The sequence below is a fragment of the Saccharothrix syringae genome (genome assembly GCF_009498035.1).
GTDB classification, from domain to species: Bacteria; Actinomycetota; Actinomycetes; order Mycobacteriales; family Pseudonocardiaceae; genus Actinosynnema; species Actinosynnema syringae.
Window position 1 is genome coordinate 3,142,642 of record NZ_CP034550.1, and the last position, 13,209, is coordinate 3,155,850.

Annotated in this window: 7 protein-coding genes and 1 pseudogene; 3 read left to right on the forward strand and 5 right to left on the reverse strand. The window is 71.7% G+C overall.

Annotated elements, in window-relative coordinates; genetic code table 11:
* The first annotated feature begins 289 nt into the window (after positions 1–289).
* The gene (locus EKG83_RS14400) at positions 290–4,126 is read left to right on the forward strand and encodes a CHAT domain-containing protein (RefSeq protein WP_033435458.1); all 3,837 of its coding nucleotides are present in this window, start codon (positions 290–292) and stop codon (positions 4,124–4,126) included.
* Positions 4,127–4,564: 438 nt separating this feature from the next.
* Here EKG83_RS14400 and EKG83_RS14405 read toward each other — a convergent pair.
* Both EKG83_RS14405 and EKG83_RS14410 read right to left on the reverse strand, forming a co-directional pair.
* Positions 4,565–5,005: pseudogene (locus EKG83_RS14405) on the reverse strand (serine/threonine-protein kinase); the annotation flags it as partial.
* A gap of 312 nt (positions 5,006–5,317) precedes the next feature.
* The gene (locus EKG83_RS14410; protein WP_051767055.1) at positions 5,318–6,019 is read right to left on the reverse strand and encodes a MarR family transcriptional regulator; all 702 of its coding nucleotides are present in this window, start codon (positions 6,017–6,019) and stop codon (positions 5,318–5,320) included.
* 302 nt (positions 6,020–6,321) lie between these two features.
* Here EKG83_RS14410 and EKG83_RS14415 point away from each other — a divergent pair, with 302 nt between their 5' ends.
* Positions 6,322–7,125 carry a restriction system modified-DNA reader domain-containing protein gene (locus EKG83_RS14415; RefSeq protein ID WP_153278084.1) on the forward strand — a complete coding sequence of 268 codons (804 nt, stop codon included), beginning with the start codon at positions 6,322–6,324 and terminating at the stop codon, positions 7,123–7,125.
* 87 nt (positions 7,126–7,212) lie between these two features.
* Here EKG83_RS14415 and EKG83_RS14420 read toward each other — a convergent pair whose 3' ends face one another.
* Together EKG83_RS14420 and EKG83_RS14425 are read right to left on the reverse strand one after the other, a co-directional pair.
* Positions 7,213–8,133, reverse strand: a complete 921-nt coding sequence (locus EKG83_RS14420; protein WP_084717195.1) for a C40 family peptidase — start codon at positions 8,131–8,133, stop codon at positions 7,213–7,215.
* 73 nt (positions 8,134–8,206) lie between these two features.
* Entirely contained in the window at positions 8,207–9,268 is a 1,062-nt protein-coding gene (locus EKG83_RS14425) for a replication-relaxation family protein (protein ID WP_033435788.1), read from the reverse strand.
* A gap of 216 nt (positions 9,269–9,484) precedes the next feature.
* Between EKG83_RS14425 and EKG83_RS14430 the strand changes: the two genes are divergently transcribed.
* Complete coding sequence (locus EKG83_RS14430; protein ID WP_033435787.1) at positions 9,485–10,486, forward strand: outer membrane protein assembly factor BamB family protein; 1,002 nt, start codon at positions 9,485–9,487, stop codon at positions 10,484–10,486.
* 84 nt (positions 10,487–10,570) lie between these two features.
* On the opposite strand, the gene EKG83_RS14435 is transcribed toward EKG83_RS14430, so the two are convergent.
* Entirely contained in the window at positions 10,571–13,183 is a 2,613-nt protein-coding gene (locus tag EKG83_RS14435) for a helicase HerA domain-containing protein (RefSeq protein WP_084717194.1), read from the reverse strand.
* Positions 13,184–13,209 lie beyond the last annotated feature (26 nt).

Below are 13,209 nucleotides of genomic sequence, written 5' to 3' on the forward strand. Positions count from 1 at the left end.
TCGTTCGGCGAGGGTGTCAGAGGTCGTGGCGGTCTGCGATAGTTCGTCCGAAGGGCCGTTGACGGAATGGTCGCATTCCACGGGGGAGGGGCGATGCGGTCGGAGGAATCGCGTTTCGAGGGGATCGAGGACCTCCCTCCGATCGAGGCCATGGAAAAGCGCGGTGGCCAGACCTTGAGTTCGCCGGACGTGAAGCCGCCCACGTCGCCCCGGCTACCGGGACCGCCGCCCCCGCCGCAGACGGAGAGCCGGACCGACTGACCGGGCCGGTCGGTCGGTCGGGGGGACGATGCACGAGTACCAGTGGCTGGTCGCCCGGTCGATCACCCGGACCACCTCCTTCTACGGCGACGACGACGTCGGCGCGCTCCTGACCCCGGAGGCGGCGGTCGAGGTGGCCCGCCTCGAACAGCTCGCCTCGTCCCCTTCGCCCTATGACCCGGTTGTCGTCCTGCGAATGCGGCAGGTGCTCGCCATGGAGTACTGGGCGCGCTTCCTGGGCGATCCGCAAAAATCGTGGAAAGCGAACCTCGGGCCGGCCCTGCGGCATTTCCACCACGTGCACGCCGTGATGCCCGGCAACGCTCCCAGGGCAGTCCTGCCGATCGTGTCCGCGCCGTTGCCGGCGCTGGAGGAGGCCGTCACGCGGGAACCGCCGCTGTTCCTCAACATGGTCGGCCTGGCAGCGCAGTCGTGGCACGCTGAAACCGGCTCGGGAATCGCGCTCGACCGGGCGATCGACCTGTTCCGCGAGGTGTTCGGGAAGACCCCGCACCCGCACGTGGACCGGGAGGGCTTCGGGGCGAACCTCGCGGTGGCCCTGCTCAAGCGCCACGGGGACCGTCAGGTCCGCCGCGACCTGGACGAGGGCATCGACATCCTGTCCGCGGTGTCGGCCGAACCCGGGCGGGACGCGGACCTCCGCCGGGGTGTCCTGCTCAACCTCGGCAGCGCGCTGCGCGAGCGGTACCGGCTCACCGGCGACGTGGGGGACATCCGCGCCGCCGCGGCGGCAGTGGACAGGGCCGACGGGGATCCGGCCGACTGGGGCCGGGCCAGGGCCGAGTACCTGGACATCGCCTTCGCGGTGCTGGACGACCTGCTGGCGGTCGACCGGGATCTCGCGCTGGCCGACCGCCTGGTGGACCTGGGGCGGCGGATCGTGGCGGTCGGCGCCGCGACCGACCCGGAGTTCCCGCTGCGCCTGACGCGGCTGGCCGCGGTGTTGCGGGACCGGCACGAGTACCGCGGCGACCCGGCGGACCTGACCGCCTCCGTCGCGCTGTCCGGCAGGGCCCTCGCCCTGTGCCGGGAGCCGGGGTCGAAGCCGGTGCCGCACGAGCGCATGTGGGCGATGTGCATGGCGCACCTCAAGGCACTGGTGACGAGGGCACAGACGAACTCCGACGCCCGCGACGTCGACACCGCGCTCACCGTGCTGCACGAGGTGGCGTCGGCGCTGCCGCCCTCGTTCGAGCGGGAGTTCCAAGTGGAGCGGGCCCAGCTGCTCCGCGTCCGGTTCCCGTTGAGCGGCGACCGCGCCGACCTGGCGCGAGCCGTGCACGACTGCGAGAGCGCCGTCGCCGCCGAAGAGGACCACGACAAACGCGACGCGTACGCCCGCGCCCTGTCCAGGGTGCTCGACACGCGCTTCACCGCGTTCGGCGCCCGTGCGGACGTCGACCGCTCGATCAGGATCCTCCGCGACCTGCTCGCGCGGGTCGGCGACCGGCCACCGGACCTGCTGCTCCTGGCCAGGCGGCTGGGGATCCGCTACGAGGCGTTCGGCGACCCGGCCGACCTGGAGGAGTCGATCCGGTACTGCCGGGCCGCCGCGCGGGCGTGGAGCGACCAGGGGAAGCGGCCGGACTCGGACCTGAACGTCCTGGCCGTCTGCCTGCTGCTCCGGTTCCAGCGGTTCGGGCGGTTGTCCGACCTCGACGAGTGCACGGCCCTGGGGGAACGGCTCCTGGCGGACATGCCCGACCACGACCCGGACCGCGCCGAGGTCGTCCAGAACCTGGGCAGCGCGCACTGGGAGCGCTACAAGCGCTCCCGTCACGAAGCGGACCTGCGGGCCACCCTCGCGCACTGCCGCGCCGTCCTGGCCGCCACCACCCCCGCCGACTCGGCCAGATCCGCCCGGGAAGCACGACTCGCCGCCGTCCTGATGGACTCGTTCCACCACGGGCACGCCCGCCCCGAAGACCTGCACGAGGCGATCGGGCTGCTCCGCCACGTGGTCGCCCGCACCGCGCCGAACCACCCCCACCTGCCGATGTACCTCAACGACCTCGGCACCGCCCTGCGGCTGCGCTACACCGCGATGAGCGACGAGACGGACCTGGACGAGGCGATCGACGCCCACCGCAGGGCTGTCGACGCGGTGTCGCCGGACCACTTCGACTACTCGCTCTACGCGTTGAGCCTCGCGTCCGCGCTCGGCGCCCGGCGGTCGGCACCGGGCGCCGACCCGGAGGGGCTCGCCGAGCTGTGGAAGCTCGTGGAGACCGCGGTGGACCTCCCCGCGGCGCCCACCGACATGAGGATCAAGGGAGCGGAGTTCCTCGCTTCCGCAGCCTGGTACGAGGGGGACCTCGCCCGCGCGGTGGCGGCCTACCGCAAGGCGATGAGGCTCCTGCCCCGCCTGGTGTGGCGCGGGTTGGACCGCGACAGCCAGGAGGACCACCTGCACCGGTGGAGCGGCCTCGCGTCCACCGCGGCCGTCTGCGCGATCGAGGCGGACGACCCCGTGGCGGCGGTGGAGATCCTGGAACAGGGGCGGGGCATCCTGTGGAACCAGCAACTGGCCATCCGCGGCGAACTCGACGAGCTCGACCAGGCCGACCCCGGCACGGCGGCCAGGTTGCGCGAGATCCGACGACTCCTGGACGACGACCCGGCCACCCGACAGGGGACGGGTGCGGTAGCGCTGCCCGGCCAGGCGTCCGACGTGCGGATGCGGCTGGCCCGGGAGTGGGACGAGCTGGTCGACCGGATCCGGCACATCCCGGGGTTCGAGCACGTCGACGCGCCCCTCGCGTTCAACCGGCTCCGCGCCGCCGCCGGAGGCGGTGTCGTGGTCATGATCAACGTGCACCCGACCCGGTGCGACGCCATCGCGTTCACCGCCGACTCCGAACGCCCGCAGGTGATCCCCCTTGAGCGGTTGACGGCCCAGGAGGTCCACGAGCGCGCGAACGCCTTCCTCGTCGCCTTCACCGCCGCGGACGACGACGTCGGGCCCCGGCTCGACGCGCTGAGGTCCGTGCTCGACTGGCTGTGGCGCACCGTGGTGGAGGAGGTGCTCGACGCGCTCGGCTTCCGCGACGAGGTGCCCGACGACGCCGACGGCCCGAGACTGTGGTGGTGCCCCACCGGCGCCCTGGCGGTCCTCCCGCTCCACGCCGCCGGGGTCTACCAGGACGGTGCGGCGGGACCGACCGCCCTCGACCGGGTGGTCTCCTCCTACGCGTCCACGCTAGGCGCGCTCCTGCGCTCCAGGCGGCCGGGCAAGCCCGTACCGGTCGCCGACCTGCTCACGGTTTCCGTGGCCGCGCCCGCGGGCGCGGCCGGAGGGCGGCGGCTCGTCCACGCGGAGGCGGAGCGGCAGCGGCTGGTCGAGGTGTGCGGCCCGCACGACCAGCTCGTGGACGGCGAGGCGACCGCGGCCCGGGTGGTTCGGGCGATCGGGGACTGCGGTTGGCTGCACCTCGCCTGCCACGCGACCGTGGACGTGGTCGAACCGGTCAACAGCGCCGTGCAGCTCCACGACGGTCCGCTCACCGTGCTCGACATCGCCCGGAACGAGCACACGCGCGGCGGCGAGGTCGCCTTCCTGTCCGCCTGCGACACGGCGATGACCGGCCGCAACGTCAACGAGGTGGTGCACCTCGCCGCCGCGTTCCAGGCCATCGGCTACCGGCACGTGGTGGCCACCCAATGGCACGTGCTGGACCCGTACACGCCGATCATCGCGCGGGACGTGTACCGCCAGGTCGAGGACCTGCGCCGGCTCGACCCGACCAGGCTGGCCTCCGCCGTGCGCAGCACGGTCCAGGGGCTCCGGCGGGTCCGGGGTGAAGACCTGCTCGCCTGGGCGGCCTACATCCACCTCGGGCCGTGACCTGGGGTGGCCACCGCGGTCGTCGGGACGTTGGGCAGCTCGACGTTCCGCCGGGTGGTCGTCCGCGTGGTCTACGAGCCCGAGTTGGTGTCGGGCGACTCCTACATGCCCAACATGTGGATCACACCAGCGCCGTGGTCGCCACGACCAGTGCCACCCCGATGGGCGAGAGCACCACGGCACCGCCCCGCTCGCGCGCCCCGGGCGGCGGGGTCGGCTAGGGCTGCTGGTAGGGGTGGAGGCGCGGGCCGCTGACCGGTGTCGGTGTGGGGGGCGGGATCGGACAGCCAGTGGGCGCACTGCGGCTGAGGGCCGCTTGGCGGCCTGGGGCGGGGAACCCTGCCGGCGTGGCGGGTTGGCGAACATCTGGTCCAGCACCTCGCCGCTGGGCCGTTCGGTCGGGTCGTTGCGCAGGGCCGCGTTGAGCGCGGGCGCGAGGGCGCCCGCGCGGCGCGGCGGGGGGACCGGCTCGGTCATCACCGCGGCGAGGGTCGCCATCGTGCTGGCGCGGCGCATCGGGTGGTACCCCTCGACCGCCACGTACAGCAGCATCGCCAGCGACCACAGGTCCGACGCGGCGTGCGTCTCGTCGCCGCGCAGCCGCTCCGGCGCGATGTACTCCGGGGACCCGATGACGTCGCCGGTCGCGGTGAGCTGGGTCGCGCCCTGGAGGGCGGCGATGCCGAAGTCGGTGAGCACGGCGCTGCCGTCGGTCCGCAGCAGCACGTTGCCGGGCTTGACGTCGCGGTGCATCACGCCCGCGGAGTGGGCCGAGCGCAGCGCCGCGAGCACGTCCCGCCCGACCCGCGCCGCCTCGGCCGGGGTGAGCACGCCCTCGTCCAGCCGCGCGTCCAGCGACGTGCCGCGGACCAGCTCCATGACGATCCACGGATACGGCGACGACTCTTATGTACCGGTGATCGCGAGAGGACCTGAACCGATCTCGCCGCGATCACTCCAGTGAAACGCGGCCTGGCAGTCGCCTACCGCAGCGATGTACCGGAACGCGCCTGGAGAAGGCGACTGGCGACTCATCGCCCCATCGACTCGGGAGAAGCGCCATCGCGCCGTCATCCGTGCACACCGACCACCGACGAAACACGCGACCGAAGCCACCTCCACCGGAAGCGGCAGTGCCCTCCACGGTTCACCGTGGAGGGCACTGCACCGTGCAGCCGCTCGTGCGCGGTGTTACTCCGCCGCTGCGGCTGCCGGGTCGGTGGCCAGGGAGTACTTCTTCGGCTTGTTGCTGGTGCGCACGGCGTAGCCGGTCTCGACCAGCTTCTCCAGCGCGTTGTGCACAGCCCCTGCGGAACGGGTCAGCGCCCGGCCGACCGCGTTCGGGCTGAACTCCTCGCCGGAGTGCTCCCGCAGGTAGTCCTCGATCATGCCGCGCAACGCACCCGACGCCAACCGCCCAGGCTTCGCTGGCTGATGGGCATCTCCCCCCGGCTGGTCATCGGTCGACCGGTCGCCGGTCGGCTCGTCGCCGGTCGGCTGCTCGTCCGCGGGCTGGTTGTCGGGCTCGTCGTCGGGGGTGATCGACCAGCGGTCGGCGGAGCGTGATCCGCCGTCGGCGATGCCGGCGGTGCGGGTGACGAGGCCGTCGTTGGCCCAGCGGGCGAGGATCTTCGGGGCGGTGGACTTCCCGATCCCGGCGGCGGTGGACAGGGCGGCGGCGGTGCTGCCGGCGTTGGCCAGCAGTGCCTGCCACAGCTTGTCCTCGGCGTCGGTGCGCGGCCTGGCCGGGTCGGGGACGGCGCGCAGCGTGGGGGTGGTGTCGGTGGGCATGACTACCTCGCAGGACGTGATGTGCTGGATGGGTGGTCTGCCCCGGCCGGAGCGGGCGCGGCCCCCGGTGCGCATCCGGTGGTTGTCGGGCCACACGACCATGGACGCTTCCTTGCCCCCACGAAGTCAAGTCGAATGGCAAGAAACTCTGTCTGTCTCCTATGGACGGTTGACAACTCCAGAATTATTTGCACCACATATGGGTCTACTTCGGCCATACCCTCCTGCTGGGTGTTGACATCTCGGCCGTCACGAAGCGTCCATACACGGTGGCCGTTCGGCCCGAATGAACCGAACCCGAAGGGAAGGCGAGACTGATGACCGCCAACGCCGCTGCGTCGATACCGCCTGAACCAGCACCCGCCACCGCCGTGGCCGTGGTGAACGGTGATGCCCCGACTGCCGTGCCCGAACCGGTCCCCGTCGCGTCACACGGCGACGACGAGGCGGGGATGTTGTGGCGGGAGGGGCTGCCGTCCGATGCCGTGATCCTCGCCCCGTCGGTCGCCGTCACGCCGATGCGGCCCCCGGACAACGCCTGGGCGATGCTGGTGTTGGCCGCGGACGTCCTGGACGACACCGACCCGGACCGGGAAGGCGAAGTCGCCCTGTTCGCCGGGTGCTGGCTGCTCGAACAGCCGTCGGCGGCGCTGCGCGAAGGCGACCTCGTCCTCCTGCTGACCGCACCCGATGACGAGCTGTTCCCGGATGACCGGGTCGACGTGGAGATGTTGCTCGCCCACCACGGCCGGTGGCTGCGGGTCGGGGAGTGGGGGAGTTTGGACCGGCGCTGGCCATGGACCGTCGCGGTCACCGCCGCCGCGATCATGGGCCTGCACACCGAGACGACCGAACCGGTCCCGCCTTCGGCGGATGCGCCGGTGGGTCGGCCGTTGCAGGGCTGGGGCGGCAACGGCGGCATCGTCGACCTGCTCGCCGCCGGTCTGGTGCGGGTAGGTGAGGAGTTCACCTGGAACCGCCCGGGACGCGGCGCACGCCACACCGCCCGTATCCACTCCGACGGCACCCTGGTCCTCGCCGACGGCCGCGCCTACGCCAACCCCTCCGGCGCCGCGATCGCACTCGGCGGCAGGAACCAGAACGGCTGGAAGGCGTGGAAACGAACCTCGGACGGACATGCTCTCGGTGACCTGCGCGCCCGACTGCGAACCAGCCACGGCTTGACCCTCGAACCGCGACGACGATGACCTTTTTCCCGGCCCCGGGCCGTCCGCACCCGGCGTGCGGGCGGCTCGTGAAAGTGGTAACAGTGCAGACTTGTCGACCCGGGGCGGTCAAGTGTGGAATCGGCGTGCAAGTGCGGCTGGGCGGGTCGCCCCGGCGTAGTCGTCGCCGTCGTACCGGTAGTTGTCGATCTGGACAGGTTGCCCGAACGTCGGTGCGTTGATCATGAGTCCGCCGCCGATGTAGAGGCCGACGTGGTGGATGTTGCCGGGGGTGCCGTAGAAGACGAGGTCGCCGGGCAGCAGTGGTTGTCCGGCCGGGACGTGGGGGCCTGCGTCGAATTGGGTTTGGGCGGTGCGGGGCAGGGTGATTCCGGCGGCGGCGTAGGCGGCTTTGGTCAGGCCGGAGCAGTCGAAGCCGGTGTGGCCGGCGTCGGGGCCGTTGCCGCCCCAGACGTAGGGCAGTCCGCGCATGCCGCAGGCGTAGTTGATCGCCGTGAGGGTGGCGGCGTTGGGGGCTTGGATGGCGTTGCAGTCGCCGTTGCCGACGCTGCTCGCGGCGGCCTGGGCGTACTTCGTGGCCTGGTCGAGGACCAGGTCGACGTACCAGTCGGCGGGGTTGTAGGCGTGGATCGCCGCGCGCAGGTCGCCTCGTTCCACCCCTTCGTCGCACAGCAGGAAGGCGGCGGCGTGGATGGCGTCGTGGGGGTTGTACCGCGAGGGTGGTGTGGCGCCGCCTGGCGGGATGGGGTGTGCGGCGATGACGTTGTCGAAGGTGGGGGTGAGGAACTGCATGGGTCCGGCGGCTCCGGCGGGGTTCTCGCCTTCGTGGACGCCGGGGGCTTGGAGTCGGCCGTGGTCGGTTTCGATCTTGCTGATCGCGGCGAGCACGGTCCAGGCCAGGTCGGGGCAGTGGGGTGCGGCGGCGCGGTAGAGCAGGCAGTAGTCGGGTGGGATGTCGGCGATCGGTGTGGTGCAGTCCACCGAGATGCTTGACGGGTTGCCGAACAGCGAGTCGACCATGGCCTTCATGCCTTGGGCGAGCAGGACGGGGACGATCAGTAGCGCCGCGGCGGCACCGAGGGCGCTCTTGGCGAGCACAGGCTCATTCCTTCCCTGGTTGGCTGGCTCCGAGCGGCGTGACCGCGGGAGGCATCGGCGGGGGTGGCGGGATCCTGGGGTGAGGTGAGTCCGGCCGGTGGGTGTCGTCGCCGCCGCTGGTGACCGGTGGTGGGAGGTGCGGCCAGGCGTCGGGCAGCGCGGCCAGCGTCCGCCGTTGGGCTCCGCCGGCCGGGGCGTCGAGGGGGAGCCAGACCTCGTCGGCGGGGCTGGGGTGGGCGCTGTCGGGGTTGAGCAGTTCGGCCGCCGCGGTGGCGACCGGCACCGTGCGCGGGTCCTCCAGTTCGTGCCAGATTCGCTGGAGCAGTCGGCGGGCGGTGGCTTCGCGTCGTGCGGTGGGCAGCCACACCAGCAGCGGGGTGGTGATGCCGGTGGCCTGGGCGAGGGCGGCGTAGCCGGTCAGCTTGGCGGCGAGCTTGGTCAGGACCTCGGTGCCGAAGTCGTACTCCAGAAACCACTCGACCTGTCGGTCGCCGTCGTGCCAGCGGCCGTAGCCGTCGGGGCGGACCAGGTCGCCGAAGTGGCGGGCGCAGCGGGTCTCGGACCACCACGCCGTCAACGCGACCTGCTTGCCCGGTCGGGGGTGGCGGGCGCGGTCGACCAGGGCGGTGAACCACTCGTTAACGCCGACGGTGTGGGCCAGGCGCAGGCTGTGGGCGATGCCGAAGACCCGGTCGTGCCGGTAGCCGAGTTCCTTGGCGTCCAGGCCGTCCTCGGCGGCGAGCGCGGCCGCGCCGGCGGGTGCCAGGACGTAGTGCATGGGGGCGGTGCCGACGGTGACGAAGGGCTGGAAGCGGTCGACGACGCCCCAGGTGTAGAGCTCGCGCAGCCGCAGTTGTGCCGTTCGGGCACCGGTGAAGGCCAGGGCGGTGATCTGGTGGGCGGTGAGCACCCGGTGCTCCCACAGCATCCGGGCGATCCAACGGTCGCGCGGGGTCAACCGCCAGGCCAGCACGGCTTGGTGCTCGGCGGTGTTGGCCACGCGCGGGTGGGGACGGGTGGGCTTGTGGCCCCGCAGCGCGCGCTGCCGGGTCGGATTGGTGATCATGTGCGTACCTCCTGGTTGAAAGAGGCGGAATGGCATTTGGTGCAACATTGGACAGATGGTCAGGGCTGCCGTCTTTCGACGTTGCGCCGCCAGGCCGCCGAGCAGCACACCTGCCCGAACTGGGGAAAGGGTCTCCTGTGGGCGTTCTGTTGGGGGTGTGGGTGGGAGTTCGAAAGCGGATTGCCTTGAACGGCAGGAGTTTGGTGCACTGTCGAGGTGATCGATGTCGAATGGGTCAGGCAGTCGCATCAGGCCGGTTCGGACGCGGGCCTCGTGGTCGCCGGGGGCGCACTGGTGGTGCATGAGCGACACACCAGGCTGGTCAGTGTCGATCCGGCGGACGGGTCCACGCGGTGGGACGTCCACGTCGGCACCTGGCCTCGGGCGGTCGCCATCGCCGACCGGCGCTGCCTGGTGCTGCCGCAGACCCCCGACCAGTTGCTGTGCCTGGACCTTGACACGGGTGAACGCGTCTGGAGCAGCGATCTGCACGGGTTCACCGGACACCTCGTAGTGGCCGGCGACACGGTCCTCGTCGGTGGCTGGCGCGGATACACGCCCCTTCGACTGTTGGACACGGCTACGGGACAGTTGCGTTGGGAAACGGATGACTGCGTGCACACCGTGTGCCCTGTCGCCGTTGAGGGCGGCTTCCTGGTAGGTGAGCCCAGAAGCCCGATGGTGAGGTTGATCGACCGACGGGAACTCCGGGAGACCGGTTCGTGGTGTTTGCCTGAGCCGCTCGTCAGTTACGACGATTGGCCGGTGTTCACGACTGTCGACGGTCACCGCTTCCTGGTGCGGTGCGGTCCACGTTCCGTAGTAGAAGTCGTGCCCTCGGAGGGGACGGTGCGCGAGGTCGTTCGCGCCGAGAGTGATCTCGGGTTCTCGGCGCCGGCGTACATCGACGGTCTGCTCTGGATGCACGACCGCAGGGGTGGTTTCACCGTGGCGGATCCCGGTGATGGTCGTGTGTTGCGCAGGGTCGATGTCGGGCAACCTCTGGTTGATCGGGTTGTCCCGGTGAGCAACGGGTTCGTGATCGCCGGCACGGCCGGAACCTTGTTCCACCTGGACGCGGACGGACAGGTCGTCACGCGGGCCACGGTGTCCCGCAGGACCCGTGCGCTGCGCAGTCTCGACCCCGAACGGGTGCTGGCGATGACGAAGGGGACGCTGCTCGCCGCTCAAGTCGGGAACAGTGCGAGTCACGAATAGCACTCTTTCGCCGGTTGGCAGGGCGAAGTCGTCCCGGCGAGGGCGGCTGCCAGGGCGGCGGGATGGGCCGGGATGTGGTCGGGGTCAGCCGTTGCGGCGGGGGTCGGCGCTGCGTGGGTGCATGACGGGCTCGGTCGGGTTCACGCGTCGGGTCGGATCCGATGATCCGGCCGTGGTGGCGGCCGCTTGGCTCACGTGGGTTCGCGCCGTGTGGCGTGCGGCGGTGCGGATCTGTCGGGCGCGGCCGGGTACGGCGGGTGGCAGCGGTCGGGTGCGCATGGTGAACGGCTGCGCTTGCTCGCCGTGCAGGACCAGGCGGACGGCGGCGTGGTAGGCGCCGAGGTGGGCGAGGTCGTGGTCGGACAGCCGCGGGGCGGTGTGGCGGGACAGTTCGTGGGCGTCTTCGGGGGAGGCGTTGAAGAAGATCTTGGAGCGGGCGTTGGTGGACAGGCCCTCGCGCAGTTCGCGGGGGAGTTGGCCGAGGTGCTGGTGGGCCAGGGTCATGGCGAGGCGGAAGCCGCGGGCTTCGGCGAGCATGTCCTCGATGGGGTAGGGCAGGTTGAGGAAGTTGTGGCATTCGTCGATGACCAGGCTGGCGTCGCGGCGTTCCCGTTGTGGGGTGCGGGCGCGGGCGGTGGTGGCCTGCCAGGTGCGGGCGACCACCAGTGATCCGACCAGTCGGGTGGTCTCCTCGCCGAGGGAGCCTTTGGGGATGCGGACCAGGCAGATGCCGCCGTCGAGGACCTCGCCCATGTCGATGGTGGAGTGCCCTCCGGCGATGGCGTCGCGGACGAAGGGGCGTAGCAGGAACGCGCGGAGTTTGTTCATCAGCGGGCTGATGACCTGGGAGCGGCTGGAGTCGGTGAGTTCGGCGTACCAGGACCAGAAGCCGCGCAGCACCGGGTCGGTGACGCCTGAGGTGACGCGGCTGCGGAATGCCTGGTCGGAGAGGAGTTTGGGCAGGTCGGCGAGGGTGGCGATGCCTTGTTGGGTGCGTAGGGTGAGGCAGGCGGCGCGCATGACGTCGTCGGTGCGCGGTCCCCAGAACGCCGAGTAGACCCGCCGGAACACCGAGACGAGGTTGTCCACGGTCAGGTCGGTCTCACCGCCGTCGAGCGGGTTCAGGCACGGCGGCCGGGAGCGGGTGTCGGCGTCGAAGAGCACCACCCGGTCGGCGGCGGAGCGGGGTAGGCGGGAGAGGATGTCGGTGACCAGGTCGCCTTTGGGGTCGATGAGCACGATTCCGCGTCCGGCTTCGGCGTCGGCCAGGATCATGGTGCCCAGCAGGGTGGACTTGCCCGAGCCGGTCGCGCCGATGACGTGCAGGTGGTGCCGGGCGTCCGGGACGCGCAGCGCGACGGGGCGCTGGTGCCCGGTGTCGGTGACGCCGATCGGCTTGGCCTGTGGGCCGGGGGTGGCGATGCCGGGTGGGGGTGCGATGGCGCGGGCTCCGGCGCGTTGGATGCCGGGGATGGTCGCGTCGGTGGGCAGGTGGGCGAGCGCGGCCAGCTCGGGCACCGACAGCAGGTCACCGCGCCCCAGCCGGCGCGAGTCGATCACCCGGTCGGGGTGGCGCAGGCGTCGGCGGGTGTAGTGGTTGTGCTCGGTGTAGGAGGCGAAGCTCGCGGCGAGGGAGTGGGCCCGGCCGCGGGCCACGTCTCGTGCCCTGCGGAGCTCGTCCTCGCCGCTGTTGGTGGGCAGCAGGGTGGCCACGGCGTAGCGCACGACGGTCTCGAATTGCGACCCGCGCTGCTTGGTCACGATGGCGCGGTTCTGCGCCGCGTACTCCAAGGAGGTCTGCGGATCGCTGTGCAGGGCACCGGTCTTCGTCCGTGACATTGCCGGAGGCTTCGACAGGGGCGGGCCGAGGGTGATCGCGTCGAGCACGCGCCCTATCAGCCGGGTCGAGCCGCCGCTGTGGACGTGCCGTGCGGTGCGGCGCGCGCGTTGCACGCGGCGGCCGGTGACCGGGCGGGCCAGGATTTGCACGCAGGCGTACTCGTCGCGGGCGAGTCCGACCGGTGCCCCGAGCAGGGCGCGGAGGGGGTCGGCGTCGAAGTCGCCGCGCAGGGGCAGCGCCTCGGGGCGGGCCAGCCGTAGCTCTCCGCCGACCACCAGCCGCCGTTGCCCCTCGTCTGGTGCGGGCAGGGGTGGTTCGGCGGGGGCGACGCGGGTGTGGGCGCCGGGCCAGGCGGCCTCGACGGCGCGTTCCACCAGGCCGGGCGGGATGAGGCCGGGTACCCATAGCCGGATCGCCACACCGGCCTCGGAGAACAGGTACTCGCACGCCATGTGCGGTTGACCGGTGACCGCTCGCCGCCATCCCGGACGCAGCAGCCCGACCAGGTTGGACCACAGCGCGGCACCGCCCGCGGGATCGACCTGGGGTGGGGCGAGCACGGTGATCTGGCGGGCGTCGGCGAGCAGCAGCTCGTGGCAGTGCCGGGCCCACCACCGCCGACCGGCCACGGTCGCGAGGGCCAGCCCGGCGAGGACCAGGACGGCGATCGGCCCCCACTCCAGCGCAAGGTCACGCAGCCGATGCAACAATGCCAGCAGGGTGCCGCCGGGGTCGCGCAGGTAGTCCTGCAACCATCCCGCCGCCACCGCGATCGAGGACGGCACGGTGGCATCGGAGCGGGAATGCGTGATCGGTTCCGGAGGCTGCAACAGGACAGCCGGTGTCCGCACGAGCATGGCGAAGTCCTCCATAGGCCGGACGT

Bases quoted from the DNA above. Each gene is read 5' to 3' on its own strand.
- EKG83_RS14400 (WP_033435458.1), top strand. From the start codon at position 290: ATGCACGAGTACCAGTGGCTGGTCGCCCGGTCGATCACCCGGACCACC.
- EKG83_RS14410 (WP_051767055.1), bottom strand. From the start codon at position 6,019: ATGGTCGTGTGGCCCGACAACCACCGGATGCGCACCGGGGGCCGCGCC.
- EKG83_RS14420 (WP_084717195.1), bottom strand. From the start codon at position 8,133: ATGAAGGCCATGGTCGACTCGCTGTTCGGCAACCCGTCAAGCATCTCG.
- EKG83_RS14425 (WP_033435788.1), bottom strand. From the start codon at position 9,268: ATGATCACCAATCCGACCCGGCAGCGCGCGCTGCGGGGCCACAAGCCC.
- EKG83_RS14435 (WP_084717194.1), bottom strand. From the start codon at position 13,183: ATGCTCGTGCGGACACCGGCTGTCCTGTTGCAGCCTCCGGAACCGATC.